This is a genomic window from Halalkalibacter alkalisediminis (genome assembly GCF_028610705.1).
GTDB lineage: Bacteria > Bacillota > Bacilli > Bacillales > Bacillaceae_D > Halalkalibacter > Halalkalibacter alkalisediminis.
The window spans coordinates 166,290-183,362 of record NZ_JAQQWT010000006.1; the positions used below are offsets into that span (position 1 = coordinate 166,290).

Annotated in this window: 13 protein-coding genes and 1 other annotated feature; of the genes, 1 reads left to right on the top strand and 12 read right to left on the bottom strand. The window is 41.6% G+C overall.

Annotated elements, in window-relative coordinates; genetic code table 11:
- Window positions 1-6 precede the first annotated feature (6 nt).
- The 8 genes from PQ474_RS11585 to PQ474_RS11620 form a co-directional block, all read right to left on the bottom strand.
- Window positions 7-1,047: a rod shape-determining protein gene (locus PQ474_RS11585; protein ID WP_273843270.1), complete on the bottom strand. Its 1,041-nt coding sequence runs from the start codon at window positions 1,045-1,047 to the stop codon at window positions 7-9.
- A gap of 204 nt (window positions 1,048-1,251) precedes the next feature.
- On the bottom strand, window positions 1,252-1,938 hold the full coding sequence (gene radC / locus PQ474_RS11590; protein ID WP_273843272.1) for a RadC family protein: 687 nt from the start codon (window positions 1,936-1,938) through the stop codon (window positions 1,252-1,254).
- Window positions 1,939-1,987: 49 nt separating this feature from the next.
- Window positions 1,988-2,560, bottom strand: coding sequence for a Maf family protein (locus PQ474_RS11595; RefSeq protein ID WP_273843273.1), 573 nt, complete (start codon window positions 2,558-2,560; stop codon window positions 1,988-1,990).
- 329 nt (window positions 2,561-2,889) lie between these two features.
- Window positions 2,890-3,981, bottom strand: a complete 1,092-nt coding sequence (locus PQ474_RS11600; RefSeq protein ID WP_273843274.1) for a hypothetical protein — start codon at window positions 3,979-3,981, stop codon at window positions 2,890-2,892.
- Between the two features lie 282 nt (window positions 3,982-4,263).
- Complete coding sequence (locus tag PQ474_RS11605; RefSeq protein WP_273843276.1) at window positions 4,264-5,022, bottom strand: prepilin peptidase; 759 nt, start codon at window positions 5,020-5,022, stop codon at window positions 4,264-4,266.
- 279 nt (window positions 5,023-5,301) lie between these two features.
- On the bottom strand, window positions 5,302-7,020 hold the full coding sequence (locus tag PQ474_RS11610) for a sensor domain-containing diguanylate cyclase (protein WP_273843278.1): 1,719 nt from the start codon (window positions 7,018-7,020) through the stop codon (window positions 5,302-5,304).
- A gap of 25 nt (window positions 7,021-7,045) precedes the next feature.
- A complete protein-coding gene (locus tag PQ474_RS11615; RefSeq protein ID WP_273843280.1) occupies window positions 7,046-8,356 on the bottom strand; it encodes a bifunctional folylpolyglutamate synthase/dihydrofolate synthase in 1,311 nt (436 codons plus the stop codon).
- Window positions 8,357-8,672: 316 nt separating this feature from the next.
- Entirely contained in the window at window positions 8,673-11,318 is a 2,646-nt protein-coding gene (locus tag PQ474_RS11620) for a valine--tRNA ligase (RefSeq protein ID WP_273843282.1), read from the bottom strand.
- A gap of 38 nt (window positions 11,319-11,356) precedes the next feature.
- Window positions 11,357-11,606, bottom strand: a binding site (T-box leader).
- A gap of 176 nt (window positions 11,607-11,782) precedes the next feature.
- Between PQ474_RS11620 and PQ474_RS11625 the strand changes: the two genes are divergently transcribed.
- The gene (locus tag PQ474_RS11625; protein ID WP_273843284.1) at window positions 11,783-11,992 is read left to right on the top strand and encodes a hypothetical protein; all 210 of its coding nucleotides are present in this window, start codon (window positions 11,783-11,785) and stop codon (window positions 11,990-11,992) included.
- A 32-nt stretch (window positions 11,993-12,024) separates the two neighbouring features.
- Here PQ474_RS11625 and ysxE read toward each other — a convergent pair whose 3' ends face one another.
- The 4 genes from ysxE to hemL all read right to left on the bottom strand — a co-directional run bounded on the left by ysxE (window position 12,025) and on the right by hemL (window position 17,066).
- A complete protein-coding gene (ysxE, locus tag PQ474_RS11630) occupies window positions 12,025-13,050 on the bottom strand; it encodes a spore coat protein YsxE (RefSeq protein ID WP_273843287.1) in 1,026 nt (341 codons plus the stop codon).
- Window positions 13,047-13,958 carry a hypothetical protein gene (locus tag PQ474_RS11635; RefSeq protein ID WP_273843289.1) on the bottom strand — a complete coding sequence of 304 codons (912 nt, stop codon included), beginning with the start codon at window positions 13,956-13,958 and terminating at the stop codon, window positions 13,047-13,049. Before PQ474_RS11635 ends, ysxE begins: the two co-directional genes overlap by 4 nt.
- Before the next feature lie 14 nt (window positions 13,959-13,972).
- On the bottom strand, window positions 13,973-15,253 hold the full coding sequence (spoVID, locus tag PQ474_RS11640; protein ID WP_273843291.1) for a stage VI sporulation protein D: 1,281 nt from the start codon (window positions 15,251-15,253) through the stop codon (window positions 13,973-13,975).
- A 526-nt stretch (window positions 15,254-15,779) separates the two neighbouring features.
- Window positions 15,780-17,066 carry a glutamate-1-semialdehyde 2,1-aminomutase gene (gene hemL, locus PQ474_RS11645; RefSeq protein WP_273843293.1) on the bottom strand — a complete coding sequence of 429 codons (1,287 nt, stop codon included), beginning with the start codon at window positions 17,064-17,066 and terminating at the stop codon, window positions 15,780-15,782.
- Window positions 17,067-17,073 lie beyond the last annotated feature (7 nt).

Here is a 17,073-nt window from a genome sequence, read left to right on the forward strand (position 1 = left end):
TACACCTTACCCTTTTCGATCTGAGCGCGAAGTAATCCCCGCCCTTGAACGAAATAGATGAAGATTTTCAAGTGCTCTTCCTGTACCAATTGCTACACAATCTAACGGGTTTTCTGCAACGAGAACAGGCATATTCGTTTCTTCGCTTAATACACGATCTAAATTACGTAATAACGCTCCGCCACCTGTTAGCACAATTCCACGATCCATAATATCTGCTGCTAATTCAGGAGGAGATTGTTCAAGCGTATTTTTCACTGACTCAATAATGGTTGTGACCGTATCTGCAAGGGCTCCAGCGATCTCTTCAGCTGACACTGTAATCGTCTTTGGCAATCCTGTAAGCAAGTCACGTCCACGGATATCCATGTCGTCAACGCCATCAGGCGCGCCAGCAGAACCGATTTCAAGTTTCAAGGCTTCGGACGTTCTTTCCCCAATCATTAAGTTGTATTTCTTCTTAATGTATTGAATAATCGCTTCGTCCATTTCATCACCGGCCACTCGAATCGATTGGCTTGTCACAATACCACCTAGAGAAATAATGGCAACCTCTGTCGTTCCGCCACCAATATCAACAACCATACTACCTGTTGGTTCCCAAACTGGAAGGTCTGCTCCAATCGCAGCTGCAAATGGCTCTTCTAACGTGTAAGCTTCTTTTGCCCCTGCTTGCTTTGTTGCATCTTCTACGGCACGTTTTTCCACCGCTGTAATGCCCGATGGAACACACACCATCACCGAAGGCTTACGCGTGAAAATAGAACGATTTTTCAAAGCTTGACGAATAAAATATTTTAACATGGTTGACGTTGTATCAAAATCAGCAATAACCCCATCTTTCATCGGACGGATTGCAACAATATTCCCTGGTGTACGACCAATCATGTTTTTTGCATCATTACCTACAGCTTCAATTGAGCCTGTATCTGTTCTAAGTGCGACAACCGACGGTTCACGAACGACGATTCCTTTACTCTTTACATACACAAGCGTGTTTGCTGTACCTAAGTCAATTCCTATATCTTTTGAGAACCCACCAAACATCTATGTATCTCCCTTCATACAAAACCGAAATCATAACCTTCATTATATCGAATAACTGATAAAAAAAATAGCCTTAAGTTCCCCAAGTTTTGTTAAATGTCTTAAACAAACAAAAAAGGCAACAAACTCATGTTACCATTCTCATCTGTCAATCGCTATCCTTCAAACAGCCCGACCTCAAAATTTACTTATTTTAGCGTCTTATTATATGACATATCCCTGTTCCTTCAGACTAACAAATTTGCGATCACCAATAATAATATGATCGAGTAATTCAATCCCCAGCAACTTCCCGGCTTCTGACAACCGTTTCGTCACTTCAATATCTTCACGACTTGGCGATGGATCTCCTGAAGGATGATTATGGAGACAAATCACAGATGCGGCTGATCGTCTAAAAGCCTCTTTAAAAATTTCACGAGGATGGCAAATGCTTGCATTCAAACTGCCGATGAATACCGTTTTCCGGTGGAGTACTTGGTTTTTTGTGTTTAAATAAAGACAATCAAAATGCTCTTGTTGCAAAAAACGCATGTCCTCCATTACATAATTGGAGACATCCTCAGGGGATCTGATTACATAGCGATCTTCAGGCTGCAAACTATGGATTCGCCGACCAAGCTCAATCGCGGCCGACAGCTCGACCGCCTTTGCTTCTCCAATACCTTTGATCGTACATAGTTCTTCAATGGCAGCTTCTTTTAATAAAAGCAAACCATCAAATTTAGCTAACACTCGCTGCGCTAGTTGTAACACAGATTCTTGCTTCGTTCCAGTTCGAAGCAATATCGCTAAGATCTCTTGATTAGACAATGCAATAGGACCTTCTTGCAATAATCGCTCTCGCGGCCTTTCACGTTCGGGGACATCACGGATGAGGAAAGAATGCACAGATTCCGCTCCTTTCTATCATGGACAAATTGAGGAGATTTTATCAATTTTACCTGTTCGGATGAATCTCTATTTTTCGTAATTCTCTTATTGTTTTCGCGAGTGGCAAACCAACCACAGTATAATAGTCACCAATGATTCGCTTCACCAAAAAGGCGCCGAATCCTTGAATTCCGTAACCACCCGCTTTATCAAAAGGCTCTCGACTACGGATGTACATAGCTATGTCCTCATCTGTTAGTGGATAAAACTCAACATCTGTTTGTTCAGAGAACGTCTCCAATCCACTTGGAGAACAAATAGCCACACCGGTATACACACTATGAGTACGGCCTGACAACCTCTCAAGCATTGCCTTCGCCTCTTCTTCGTCATGCGGCTTACCTAAAATGACATCATCAATAGCCACGACGGTGTCTGCACCAAGGATTACGGCATCCTGATTCTGCGACCAGACATTCTTAGCCTTTTGCAGAGCCAATTGCTCCACGACTTCTTTAGGAGTCAATCCCTCCTCTACGGTTTCTACTATCGTACTCGTTTGAATTTGAAATGAAAAATAGGCTTGTTCTAAAAGCTCTTTGCGCCTCGGGGAACCTGAGGCTAAAATGAAAGATTTCATGAAGGGGTCACCTCTACAATTGTTTTTCTCTATTGTACAGGTTCAAAAATAGAATACCAAATCCTAGTTGCTACCACTATAAATGTGTGAGGAATGATGACAAACTGTGTGTGGAAGAGTGATCAATCGAGTGAGTGGCGTTTTCGGGCGTTGGATAATAAATTAGAGGGTAATAAGTCAGTGATTTCAGATGATGAGTGGGCTAGATATCGGATGATAAATCGAGTTTTTAGCGGGAAGCAGCCTACTAGATAAGTCCCTTAACCGCTATATTTTTACCTATTCAGCAAAAAAGCTGCTGAAAAATGATTTTTTCAGCAGCTTTCTATTTATTGCAGCGCCTGAGTAACTTGCTCGTAGCTCACTAATGCATCTAAAAGTGCTTGCTGGGACTTCCATAGCGCTTCTTGTTCAGAGGTGCTGAGGTATTCCTTGAGCTTCTCTCCTGCTAGCACTAAGTGGTCTCCCATTTCTAGTGCGTGTTGTTGTGATTCGCCAGATAGATGGCTGAAAGCTTGATCGCGTTCCGCTTGTAACGCATCTGCTTTTTCTGTAATTTGTTTAACCCGATCATCTGTAATGAGAGAGCCCCCCCCTAAGCCATCAACTGATAGTTGAAGAATTTCCTTGTACTGAGAAATTGCGCTCGTAAACCAGGCTGATACTTCTTCGGCTTGCCCTGTAATGCTCTGCCCTTCCACGCGGTACGTTTTTAAATAAGTCTCTTGTCCATATCCTGTATAAAGGTCGCTTATTTTCGTCGCCTGAGAACGGTCGCCCGCCGCTCCAATAAACATGTAAATCGGATTGGTTCCTTGCGTTAATGCTGCGGCTAAGCCTTTTTCATGAATTCTTGCAACAACCTCTTCTCCTTTAGCCATCTCCTCAAAAGCGCCACCTTGAACGATTTCTAGAGTAAGGGTTGGGAGACTTCCTCCTTCTGAAAAAGTTGGGATGGCCGCACCCGTTGTCGTCTCTCCCCCACTATCAACAATCGATACGTTGTTCCCCGTAAAGACGGTGAGGATCATTGTCCCTAGTCCGAGTCCCACCACAATCGCGGCTAGGATGGCTGCAATGAGCATGAACGGTATTTGGGGTCGACTCTTTCCACTGAGTGGCTTCTTTTTACGCTTATACGGAAGCTTCGGACTTTTTTCACGATTCCCATCGTCCCAAAAAGGTTGTCCATTCCGCTGTCGTTCCTCATGTCTACTTCCAAAGTCTATGATATTATCTGGTTGGGGAATGATTTCTGTTACGTCTCTTTCATCATGTTCACGGGCCGCGACTATTTCTTCTGAAACATCGTGTTTTTTCAACAAATCTTGATCTACTTCTAGCTTGTCCTGAGCCTGTTCTTTAACCGTTTGTTCCTTGCCGTTTAGTCGGACCGAGATTTTGTATTTATCCTGATTCATGTAAATCACTCCTTCCCTCATCTCTCCCTTATATACTTCTATTCTATTATTTTCCTCTCCTCGATAGAACGATTCTGTAAAAGAAGTTTTAATATTTTTATGTATGCCAAAAAGAACAAGACCTCAAGTAGTCTTGTTCTTCTTTGTTAGCCTCCGAAATTATCATTCGATTAGGACAAACTTCCTAAAACTCTAAAACTTCTAAATTTTTATGCTATATCAGTATCAGTATTTCATTCACATATCCCTAAAACTTGTCAATTGTTGCTCATCATTTTCATTTTACTCGGTATACCACATGTTGATATACCAATCCCAGATACCATCCCCAAAGAGATAAGCGACAATCGTCCCTACGAAAATAAAGGGTCCAAAAGCAATCGGTTGTTTCCTCTTTACTCCTCCAGTTATTATTAATAAAGAACCAACTATTGCACCTAAAAAGGAAGCAAGCATTAAACTAATGACAGTCATCCAAGGCCCGAGTGCCACACCGATAGCTGCATAGAGTTTTATATCACCACCACCCATACCACCGCGACTGACAAGCGCAATTAAGAGTAACAAGACAAAACCAACCCCCCCACCTATTCCATAAAACCAGAATGATTCTGTTCCGATAAATAGACGTGTAATTAATAAAATAACCAACGCCGGTATAGTAATAACATCTAGAATGAGTTGTTCACGAATGTCGGTAAGAACAGATAAAATAAGGACTATGGTAATCATAACTGCGGGTATTAATTCTAATTCAAAACCTATGAATTTATAGACAATGAAAAGAGAGGAAGCCGTTAAAAGTTCACCAAAGGGGTATAACGGAGAAATTTTTGTGTGGCAGTAGCGACATTGACCTTTTAATAATAAAAAACTGAATATCGGAATTAAATCTAGTGCAGATATTTTATGGTTGCAGTTTGGACAATTAGAATGAGGGTAAACTATTGATTCTTTTTTTAAAAGTCGAATAGCAACGACATTGAAGAAACTGCCAAGAAATAAGGCTATAAAAAAGACATAAATGTCAAGAAGAAGCAAATTAACCCTCCCTTTCTCATAGTGATGAAAAAATCGTTGATACTAGAGGATTATGTTTTTTTAAAATATAAATCAAGGAATCTAATCTTTAATTCCCTGATAGCCCGCTGCAAACTAGACATAGATAATTATTAATTTTTAAAAAAGTTAAGATTATGAGATCAACTCTCTCCTTTCAAACTTATCCTAACATAAAAATTACACAATTTTCAAATAATTATATTTTTTTATATAAGGTTAAAAAAGTAAAAACCCCTAAATATTATAAAGTTTCAGTCTTTATATCAATTGTTCTTTTTTCAAATCAGAGAATTTCGCTACCCGATCTCTTCCTCGCTGCTTCGCTCCATTATACATCGCTCGGTCAGCTCGACGGATTAAAGTCACCGCATCCATACTGGCTTCGCCATCTTCATTTGTTTTCTCAGAGCTTGCAACTCCGATGCTTGCGGTTACATAAATCTCGGTTAGTTTTTGATCGATTAAATCGTTCTGAATGATGATAGGAGATTGCTTTAGGATTTCTTGCAGCTCTAACCCTAACTGGTAAGTTTCCTCTTCTGTTTGGTTACGTATGAGCAAGACAAACTCTTCTCCACCATATCTAGCAACCTTGGCATTGGTACATACCGTTTCTAGTCTCTTAGCCACTTCGATTAAGACCTCATTCCCACTTTGGTGTCCGTACGTATCGTTGATTCTTTTAAAATGATCTAAGTCTAAGAGAATTAAAGACGTATAGTTTGTGTGTCTGTCCTCAAGTGTATCTTTTAGTTCTTGCTCAAAGAAGCGGAAATTGAATAGATTTGTCAGTGAACAGTGATGACTGTCTCTCTTTGTTTTTTCAAGATAGAGGACATTCGTTAAAGCGATTGCAAGCATATTGGTCATGATTTCAACGATCATGACTTGATGGGAGCGGTAAGCGTTTGGTCGCTTGGATACAACCGTTAAAACGCCTTTGACGGATGTTTGATCTTTTAACGGGACCGAAAGAATGGTTTGCAAGTCTGGGTGAAACCATTTGCCTCGCAAAGACCATTGACTTCTCTCTGTTTCCATCGCGATGAATCCACCTTGAGCGACTTGTTTGCTAAATTCGTCTCCAGATCGAAAGGTGAGTGGAATTGCTTCTTCGTTTTTTTGATCCATATACGTTAGTGTTAGTTCTTCGCCTTTTACATTGTATAAGTAGAGTTGATCCCAGTCGAGAAATTTTTCTAAATGCCCTCTGACTTTATTCATCAGTTCTTGAGCGGTTAGGCTTGAGTTTAATTCATAACCAAATTCAGTTACTTCTTTTAGGAGATGATTGACTTTTTCCATTTGGTTGTAGAGCTTAAAGACAATCGCAATTCCAACAAATGCGATGCCAATAAACAAAATCGCCAGTGAGCCTAATTGCTTGTGAAGGATAAGTAAAATAACGACAAGTGGCAAAAGGATCCCCGCACTTGTCAACTCCCTTACTAGTCCTTTCACAGAATTCAGACTTCTTTGGTTAAAGAGGTATCTTCTCGTTGCAAAAATGAGAACATGGTTAACGACAAGGATGCTGACCGCATATAGAAACATCGCATGGCCGTGATCAAGAAAGGTAAAGGCTTGTCCCGTTTGTCCACCAACTAAATAGAAAACACTTGCAGAAATAATCGATGTCAGAATAAATATGATTGAGTTTATCGGAATTCGAATGAGGCTTGCTTTGGTTAGTCCAGATGCAAGAAGTGCTGTGATTACAGCTAATTGGGTCATCATCACTTCTAGATGGAAGCCATATTTAATGAAGACCGCTAACGTCACCCATTGAAAAAAGGTTAAGGTGTGATTGCGGTATTGAATCGGTAAGATGGCGGTTAGCATGACAAGCCCCAGAAACGCTAACACTTCGTAGGATGCTAGCATCATAAATGTATTTGTCGTAAGTAAATACCCGTTCACTCCTACAAATACAAAAGCCCAAATGAGCCAGACGATTGTTGAACTTTGTCTTGTCATGCTGTCACCTCTTTTTCTTCTCGTTTTATACAGGTGCCTTCATCAAGCTTTTCCAGTGTTCTCTTACTCGAGCAATAAAGTATAACGAACCACAAACAATCAGCATCTCTTCTTCTTTGGTTGCTTCAAGTTCTTCAGCTAAGGCCTGTTGCCAATCCTCTTTAAAACGTTTTTGTGAGACTGGAGCTTCCGTCCAAAGATCGATAGCTACAGCGGCACGTTCAAAATCAAAACTTGTAAAGGTAAACGCAGCGTCTAGATTAAGAAATGGTTGAAGTAGACTAGTCATCTCCTTTTCCTTCGTTGCGGCAACTAGAAAGCGATAGCGTTTCGTTGGGTAATGCTGCTTTAACGTTCTTGCTAGAGCTTCCATTCCCTCTTTATTATGAGCCCCATCTAAGATGACCAGAGGTGTCTTTTGTATACGTTCAAAACGGCCAGGCCATGTTGTGGCAATAAGACCGTTTTCGATGTGTTGTTGGTCTATCTGGAAGGCAAACTCTCTTTTTAAAACGTTGAGAGCACAAATGGCGACAGCGGCGTTTTCTCGTTGATGCGGTCCTGGCATCTGGATCGTCACGTCGATGGTCTCCTGATCCATTTGTTCATAAGTAAACAGTTGTTTTTCTTCTGTTTTGGCGACAAGTGATTCATGGAATGTCTCACGTAATTGATAAAGGGAAGCTCTCTTTTGTTTGGCAGTTCGTTTTATAACTTCGATCGCTTCCTTTTGTGATACACCAGAAACGATCGGTGTCTTTGATTTAATGATGCCTGCTTTTTCTGTAGAAATTTCCGTCAGACTTGTTCCTAATATATGCATATGATCATAGCCAATCGAGGTAATGACCGAAAGCAGTGGTGTAATCACATTAGTGGAGTCGAGTCTCCCTCCTAATCCGACCTCAATAAGGACAATGTCTGGTCTTGCTAGATGAGCAAAGTAATCGAATGCCAACGTTGTGATGACTTCAAATTCTGTTGGACTACCTATATCGGTTGTCCTTAATTGTTCAACTAGTGGTTGAATCCGCTTGGCACAAGTAATCAACGCGTCCTCTGGAATCGGGGTACCATTTATCGAAATTCGGTCCTCAAAAAATTCAATCGAGGGTGACGTAAACGTTCCAACATTGTACCCTGCTTCACGTAATACATGCTGTAAGAAGCTAACCGTTGATCCTTTACCATTTGTTCCGGCTATATGAACAGCCTTCAGTTTTTTTTCCGGGTGCTCCAAACGTTCGAGCATCCACTCCATTCGCTCTAAGCCTGGCTTTATGCCAAATGGCAGCAATCCTTGTATCCACTTGATGACTTCTGCTCCATTTTTCACTACGCACCCTCCTAATCTATCTAGCTTATTATAAGTTTATCTTATGATCTTGTCGAATGAAAGAGATAGTTCGCGCTGAACCCTTGTCAGATAAAGGAACGAGAAAAAAAAGATCTCACGTATACGTGAGATCTCTTCCTTATCTTATATGAGCGATCTGAGGTAGCTGTTTCGGTCACCTTGAGTGGGTTATCGGTCACTTCGGAGAACATATCGGTCTCTCGTAAAGTTTTATCAATCACTTCAATCAATATATCAGTCACTTTCCAACCGTTTTCGGTCCTTCCCACTCTCAGCATCAAGTTATCCACAAACCTTAAGCCTTCAACTCTGCAATTCGAGCTTGAACCCTTTCACGTTTTGCCATGTAATCAGCTTGCTTCGCTTTTTCTTCCTCAATGACTTTTTCAGGCGCTTTTGCGATGAAGCCTTGATTTCCTAGTTTCTTATCGACACGTTCTACTTCTTTGTCGAGCTTCTCTAGCTCTTTTTCAAGACGGGCGATTTCCGCATCAAGATCGAGTAACCCGGCTAGTGGTAAGAATAACTCCACACCTGATAGGACTTGTGACATTGATTTTTCAGGAGTTGCGACATCTGTTGCAATTGTTAGCTTGCTTGGGTTACAGAATTTCTCAATATAGCTTTGTCCACGGTTAAGTTGGGTTAAAACTTGGTCGTCTTTTGCTCGAACTAAAAGCTCGATTTGCTTACTCATTGGGACATTTAGCTCTGCTCTTGTGTTACGAACGGAACGAATGATGTCTTTTAATATTTCCATGTCTTCGACAGCATCTCCGAAGATTAGCTCTTCGTTCTTCTCTGGCCATGCCGCTACGGTAATCGATTCGCCTTCGTGCGGCAAATGCTGCCAAATTTCCTCGGTAATAAATGGCATCATTGGGTGAAGAAGTCGCATTGTCTGGTCTAGGACGTAAGCTAAGACAGATCGTGTCGTTTTCTTCGCTGCTTCGTCTTCGCCATATAATGGTAGCTTCGCCATTTCAATATACCAATCACAGAAGTCATCCCAGATGAAATTATAAAGAATTCGACCAACTTCACCGAACTCATACGCATCGATTAAGCGTGTTACATCGGTGATCGTTTCTTGCAAGCGAGTGAGGATCCACTTGTCTGCAATGGTTTTCTCCCCTGTTAAATCGATTTCCTCATATGTTAAGCCTTCCATGTTCATTAACGCAAAGCGAGAGGCATTCCAAATTTTATTTCCGAAATTCCATGTTGATTCGACCTTTTCCCAGTAAAAGCGCAAGTCATTTCCCGGGGAACTACCAGTCGATAAGAAGAATCGTAATGAATCAGCGCCATATTTGTCGATAACATCCATTGGATCAACGCCGTTACCAAGCGATTTACTCATTTTTCTACCTTCTGAATCCCGCACTAAGCCGTGAATCAGAACGTCATCAAATGGACGTTTGCCGGTGAACTCAAGTCCTTGGAAAATCATTCGAGATACCCAGAAGAAAATAATGTCGTAGCCAGTAACTAGCACGTTTGTTGAATAGAAGCGCTCGTAATCTGGTGACGATTCATCTGGCCAACCCATCGTTGAAAACGGCCAAAGGGCTGAACTAAACCAAGTATCTAATACGTCGTTGTCTTGGTTCCAATTTTCTGCGTCTTCTGGCGCTTCATGACCTACGTATACTTCGCCTGTTTCTTTATGATACCAAGCAGGAATGCGATGGCCCCACCATAGCTGTCTTGAAATACACCAATCGCGAATGTTTTCCATCCAACGTAAATACGTTTTTTCGAAACGATCTGGGACGAAGTTAACTTTTTCTTCTGACTTCTGCAAGTCAATCGCAGCATCCGCTAATGGCTGCATTTTGACAAACCATTGCATTGAAAGATAAGGCTCTACAACTGCCCCGCTACGTTCTGAGTGTCCAACGGAGTGCATGTGATCTTCAATTTTGAAAAGAACACCCGCCTCTTGAAGGTCTTTTACAATTTGCTTGCGGCATTCAAAACGATCCATGCCGTTGTATTTTCCTGCTTTGTCATTCATTGTTCCATCCTCGTTCATCACGAGAATGCGCTCTAAGTTATGGCGGTTTCCGATTTCAAAGTCATTTGGATCATGAGCCGGTGTGATTTTCACGGCACCTGAACCAAACTCCATGTCAACATAGTCATCGGCTACAATTGGAATCTCACGTCCTGTGATTGGAAGAGTGACCGTTTTTCCGATTAGATGCTTGTAACGCTCATCTTCTGGGTGAACCGCAACCGCTGTATCTCCAAGCATGGTCTCAGGACGTGTCGTTGCCACTTCAATCTGACCACTGCCATCTGTTAATGGGTAATTCATATGATAGAACGCACCTTGTACATCTTGGTAGATAACCTCGATATCAGAAAGGGCCGTTTTCGTTTGTGGATCCCAGTTGATAATGTATTCGCCGCGGTAGATTAAGCCTTTTTCATACAGCTTAACGAATACTTCACGGACTGCTTTAGATAAGCCTTCATCTAATGTGAAACGTTCGCGTGAGTAATCAAGCGACAACCCCATTTTAGACCACTGATTACGGATAAAAGAAGCATACTCTTCTTTCCACTCCCATGATTTTTCAAGGAATTTTTCGCGACCTAAGTCATAACGGCTTAAGCCCTCTTCTTTTAATTTGCCTTCTACTTTCGCTTGGGTTGCAATTCCCGCATGGTCCATTCCCGGAAGCCATAGAGTATCATACCCTTGCATCCGTTTGACACGAGCTAAAATATCTTGAAGTGTTGTATCCCATGCATGACCTAAATGAAGTTTCCCCGTTACGTTTGGGGGTGGGATTACGATGGAATACGGTTGTTTCGTTTCATCCCCTGTTGCTTCAAAAAATTTACCTTCTAACCAGTAGGAGTACCATTTGGCTTCAGTTTCCTGTGGATTGTATTTCGTTGGCATCGTTGTTTGTTGTTGATCACTCATTGTTGGATCCTCCTTAAAATATAAAAAACCCCCTCCATCCAAAGGACGAAGAGAGTTATTTTCGCGGTACCACCTTTGTTTGCAACACAAATAAAATCGATGTGCTACACACTCAAACTGATAACGGTCAGTGTCCGGCTAAGCTTACTACTGTCATTTTTAGAAAATGACCATTCTGCAAAGCTGCTCCTAGGCGACATTCAAATCGTACATCTTAAGAAATCTTTCAGCTATTGATTTCTCTCTCTAAAAGGTTCCGATCTTACTCTTCCTATTCTACGCATTCGTTTATTGTGGTTATATTCTACTCTGAATCGGGGTGATTCGTCAATAAGAGCATGACCCATTTTTTCCAATTCTATACGTCTTTTTTTGTTATAGGCATGCGCCTAGGAGCTTGCACCATAAATGGGTTTCTAACATACGGTAAAAGAGAAGAGTTTTAAGAAAGAGGAGGTGCTTTGATGAAACGTCGCTTCCGTCGTTTTCATAACCCTTATCATCATCATCGTCCGAGCTGGTGGCTCCGTATTAAAGCCGTGTTCGCTCAAATTTTACTTCCCCTTATTGGCTTTCAATTATTACGTACCTTGCTATTGCCTACTACATTTGATGTGATTTTATTAACGATTATGATTGTGCTGTACTGTTCAATTAGCCTTCGTCTAATATAAAAAAAAGCCCTCTTTCTATGAGAAAGAGAACGCTATTGTTGAGCTTGTGTTTGTTGTGAATCAGGTACAATGATCAGCTTTTGCGTCAGTCGCTGCACTCTGCGCATTGACGTTAAGCGTTTTTCAAGTCTTTGGACATGCTCATACTCGCGCATGGTTCCTTTGTTTGCTAAGTACGCATCCACCGCAAAAGCAATGGGCTCAGGAAAATTCAAATACGCACAAACGAGATGCTTTTCTTCTTCAAGTAGTGGAAGGTGTTGCTCATAGTTGACAAACCATTTCAGCACTTCTTCTTCTACCCACAACGCATGGCGGAAACTGTAGCGACAAAAACTGGCTATGTCTCTTGAAGGAGTATCTAACCCCGCTCTTTCAAAGTTTAACAGCAACGGCTCATTATCTGGCGTAAAAAAAGTATGCGTTCGGTTTAAGCGACCGTGACAAAGAACGGTACGGTATTTTTCTTTTTCCAAACAGAGTTCATACCACTTCATTAAATGATTCTTAGCCGCTTCTGCCATTTGGTCGAGCATGTAAGCATGGGTGATAAACGTTAACTCAAAAGGGGACATATACGTTTTTCGTTCTGCCTGGTCGGCAAAACGATTTAACTCAAGCCGCCGCATCTCCCAACGACGAAGCAGTTGTTGATACGACTCCTCAACATTTTCCTTTACAAAGGCCTGAGTCTTTACCGTAAGTCGGTGGATGACTCCAAGCTGCGAGGCAAGCTTTTGTTCTTGCGACTCCCGCGCTGTGTATTCGAGTGACTCCATCCATGGCATGAGATAATACGTATGAGTTCCATTGTGAAGCGTATATTCTCCGTATTTCGTTGGTAAAATTGGAACCGCTTGTTTATAGCCGAGTTTCGTTAATTTTCTTAAAGCATGGATAAACCCATCTGACTGCTCTTTTGTCATCGTCGTTTCTTTTAACGCAAACACGCCTCGGTGAGTCGTTACTTTTTTTACTTTTCCGTAATCTTCTATCGATTGTGGATACAAATCATAATAAAAGAGTATAGAATCATAGGGCGATCGAGCTTGCATCATGAGGGAACCACCTTCTTCTTCTTATCAATTAATGCACTCATTTCTTGAACTAGCGTTTTCGAATGTTCCCACTCTTTCAAAACGAGTTCCAACGCTTTGGCGAGTTCGGCTTCGGTTGGCTCTTTCCGTAAAACGTGAACAAGGCGATCAAGTTCATATGGCTTCAAGCATTCAGCTAAAAGTAGAATCGATTGCTCTCTGGTCATGGCTTCATGTTCAAACAGTTCGTCAAGAATGTGTTGACAGGAGTCTTCTCCAAACTGATCTAACCAGCTTACAAGAAAGGAACGCAATGAATAGTAACCGCGTTCTGGATAGCTCTTTGACCCAAACCATATGAACACTTGGTGAATCATTTTCGCTTGATCGCTTGATGTCACTGGATCGAGTAAAGGAACCGGAACCTTATTTAAACTTGTTTGAAGTGCCTCTGCTTTTTTTAATCTGACTTCTGACTCCTTTAATAAAGACTGAATCAGTGATTGTTGATCTTCATGAAAGGATGGAAGATCTTTTTGAACTTGCTGAAAGCGTGGCTCTTTCGCGATCGTTGGCTCAACGTCTGCCGTTGCTCGTACTCCGTACTGGATCATAGAGCCAATCATTTGGCTTATTTTCTTTTCCTCCGGGTTATGACGGAAGCTTGCGTCGACTTCGTCATGGACTGTGACCCAGCCTTCCTTCCATTCAATCTGAGCGTCCTGATCCTTGTTCCTAATCATGCGGTCGGCTAACATATAGGGCGTGACACTACAACTGTCACGCCAAGCTATATGCCAATCAAGGAGCGCCCGATCTGACCAGTAGCGCAACCTTTTTCGACCCAATTCAGTTTCAATTAATGCTTCATTGACAAATTTCACTTCTTGCCACTGATATTGCTCCTTGAGCCGATCCAACAATTCCATGAGAGCTCTCCTTTTTAAGATTCAACCTTAACAGGTATATAAAGGATTTGACCTTCTTCCACCTGCTCCCCTTGCAAGCGATTCACTCTTACAAGTTGACTCGTGCTGATGGAATACCTGTCGGCAATCGTATCTAAAGATTCATTTTCCTGAATAATGCACATTCTCCACTTCGAGAATCTTTCTTCTCCTTTTGACAACATTTTCGTTAAATAAAGGGCATTTTCTTCCCGAGGTGTCAGTGTTTTTAAATCGGCTTCTTCTTCTTCCTCTGTATCAGCCTGTTGTTCAACAGCTGCTGGAGCAGTCACTTGTTTTAATGGAGCAATGTTAATCTTCGTTTCTGGCTGAGCCGGCTCTTCTCTTACCTCTTCTTCCACATTTTCAACTGCTTCTACTACATCATCTACTTCCTCTGCTTCTACCTCTTCTACCTCTTCTACCTCTTCTACCTCTTCGACTTCCGGTCTTACTTCTTCGAGTTCCTCTGTTTCTACAGGCTCCTCGACTTGATCATCGTAACGCGATTCATTCGTTGTCAAAATGGGTTCCTCCTGTTCCTGCTCTGGTTGTGTTGGTCTTGATGAAGGAGTGGCTACCGCCTCTGGTTTTGGTTCTTCAACCGGAATCGCTGGCGGTGGTTGAGGCGGTATGTTCCCAGCAAATGGTTGATAATTAGCCATTGGTCTTGGTGTTCTTGTTGGAGTTGGTGTAACTGCTGGTACTTCTGGCTCTGGACGTTTTCTTGCTTCAAACGAAAAAGCCGTTGGTACTGATTCAAGCTTTGGTGGTTCTTCTAAAGGCTCTACTTTTTCAACTCGTTTTTCTGGTTGTTTTTCAGCTTGCTCTATTTGCTGCGTCATTCCACTAATGCTGATATCCGCTGTTAACTGTATACAACTTTTCTCTGGAAGATCATAATCAAACGACTCTACTTGGACATAGACATCGTCTAAATTTTGGATTCGACTAATGGGAATAGTTACATCAATTGGAAAGAAGTATTTGATTTCTCCTGTACCATCTGCTGAAACCGTCACATCTCCAGCTGAGCGGAAAGAGACTTGGTCTTGTAATGAACCGCTATTTACATCAACTGTTGCATCATTACCGGAAGAACGGTATTCTCCAACGAGACGTAATCCACCCCTGATATATACATGATGATCTTTTTCTTCAATGACAATTTCCGGCTCTAAGGACATTCCAAGAATCTCCTCTACCTCTTGACCTTTATTTAACCAAACCGATTCCTCAATCGAAAATGATAACTTAGACGGGTGTTCTTGTGTCACGTTGCATTCCTCCTCATTATAATCTCTAACTTCTGCTACGTTCATAGTCAGTACAATATCACTCTATGACAAGTTGTTTCGTAATATGCTAGTGAAAGAAAGAAAGTTCCGTTTTTCAATATTGTTTTCGTGAAAAACGATTCGTAAAGTCCTATCTACTAATGCTTATTAACATTTTGCTATTCTATGATTCATCTATCGCTACTAAGAGTAAAATTTTCGCTGAAATGTCTCGCAAAACCACAAATAAAGCCTGTTCGTTGATAAAAATAAGATGTCGCTGAAAGATTTAAATTTTCGCTATTATCTTTAAAATTCAACTGATATATCGACGTTTTCGCTGTTAGATTAAAATTATTGCAATTAAATATTTTCACATACGATCGAGCAGATCTAATCATTCATATACACGGCTACCGATTAACGATTTAACGTTTATCTCATTTAAGATCAACAGCATTTCCCCTTTTATGCACATAAAAAAAGCCTGTCATGAGTGAAAATACTCATAACAGGCTATGATCTCTTATTTTAATTTTGAGAACGCAACTTCTGCTGCTGTGATGGTTTGATCAATATGCTCTTCTGTATGCTTCGTTGACAAGAACATGCCTTCAAATTGAGATGGTGGAAGGGAGATGCCTTGGTTGAGCATTTCTTGGAAATAACGTGTGAAGAAATCCAAATTCGCTGTTGACGCTTTTTCAAAGTTAGTGACTTTTTCATCTGTAAAGAAAAAGCCTACCATTGAACCAGCGCGGTTAATGGAATGAGGAATTTCATATTTTGTCGCTGCTTGAGAAAGACCTGTTGCCAGGCGCTCTGCTAACACTTCGAATTGCTCATAATCCGCTGGTGTTAATTGGGATAGCGTTTCATAGCCAGCCGTCATGGCAAGTGGATTGCCAGAAAGGGTTCCTGCTTGGTAAATGGGTCCAGCAGGAGCGATCTGTTCCATGATCTCACGCTTACCGCCGTAAGCACCTACTGGTAAACCACCACCGATGACTTTACCTAAGCACGTTAAATCAGGTGTCACGTCAAATTTTCCTTGCGCACAGTTATAGCCGACACGGAAGCCAGTCATCACTTCGTCAAAAATAAGCAGAGTTCCGTTTTCTTCTGTGATTCTTCTTAGTTCTTCGAGGAATCCTGGCTCTGGTGGAACCACTCCCATGTTTCCAGCTACCGGCTCTACAATCACGCCTGCAAGGTCATCTCCAAAGTTTTCAAACGCATAACGTACGCTTTCTAAATCATTGTAAGGAACCGTTAATGTATTTTGAGCGACCGATTCTGGTACTCCAGGGCTATCCGGCAAGCCTAATGTTGCTACACCCGAACCGGCTTTAATGAGTAGCGAATCTCCGTGTCCATGGTAACAGCCAACAAATTTCAAAATTTTGTTACGACCTGTGTACCCTCTTGCTAGGCGAAGAGCACTCATCGTTGCTTCTGTACCTGAGTTCACCATGCGAACGACTTCAATAGACGGGACACGCTCAATCACAAGCTCTGCTAATTTCGTTTCGAGTTCACTTGGTGCACCAAAGCTTGTCCCTTTTTCAGCTGCTTCTTTTAAAGCTGCAATGACCTGCTCATCGGCATGACCTAAAATAAGGGGACCCCATGATAACACATAATCTATGTATTTATTGCCATCGATGTCATAAATGTTTGCACCTTCTCCTCGTTCCATGAAGACAGGTTCCATTTTGACTGATTTAAATGCACGAACAGGGCTGTTCACCCCACCTGGCATTAATGGCTTGGCTTTTGCAAAAGCCTCTTTTGACTTTGTATATGAACGCATTTGTTTT

Bases quoted from the DNA above. Each gene is read 5' to 3' on its own strand.
- PQ474_RS11595 (WP_273843273.1), bottom strand. From the start codon at position 2,560: ATGAAATCTTTCATTTTAGCCTCAGGTTCCCCGAGGCGCAAAGAGCTT.
- PQ474_RS11610 (WP_273843278.1), bottom strand. From the start codon at position 7,020: ATGACAAGACAAAGTTCAACAATCGTCTGGCTCATTTGGGCTTTTGTA.
- ysxE (WP_273843287.1), bottom strand. From the start codon at position 13,050: ATGATGCAAGCTCGATCGCCCTATGATTCTATACTCTTTTATTATGAT.
- PQ474_RS11620 (WP_273843282.1), bottom strand. From the start codon at position 11,318: ATGAGTGATCAACAACAAACAACGATGCCAACGAAATACAATCCACAG.
- PQ474_RS11585 (WP_273843270.1), bottom strand. From the start codon at position 1,047: ATGTTTGGTGGGTTCTCAAAAGATATAGGAATTGACTTAGGTACAGCA.
- PQ474_RS11625 (WP_273843284.1), top strand. From the start codon at position 11,783: ATGAAACGTCGCTTCCGTCGTTTTCATAACCCTTATCATCATCATCGT.
- PQ474_RS11635 (WP_273843289.1), bottom strand. From the start codon at position 13,958: ATGGAATTGTTGGATCGGCTCAAGGAGCAATATCAGTGGCAAGAAGTG.
- PQ474_RS11600 (WP_273843274.1), bottom strand. From the start codon at position 3,981: ATGAATCAGGATAAATACAAAATCTCGGTCCGACTAAACGGCAAGGAA.
- hemL (WP_273843293.1), bottom strand. From the start codon at position 17,066: ATGCGTTCATATACAAAGTCAAAAGAGGCTTTTGCAAAAGCCAAGCCA.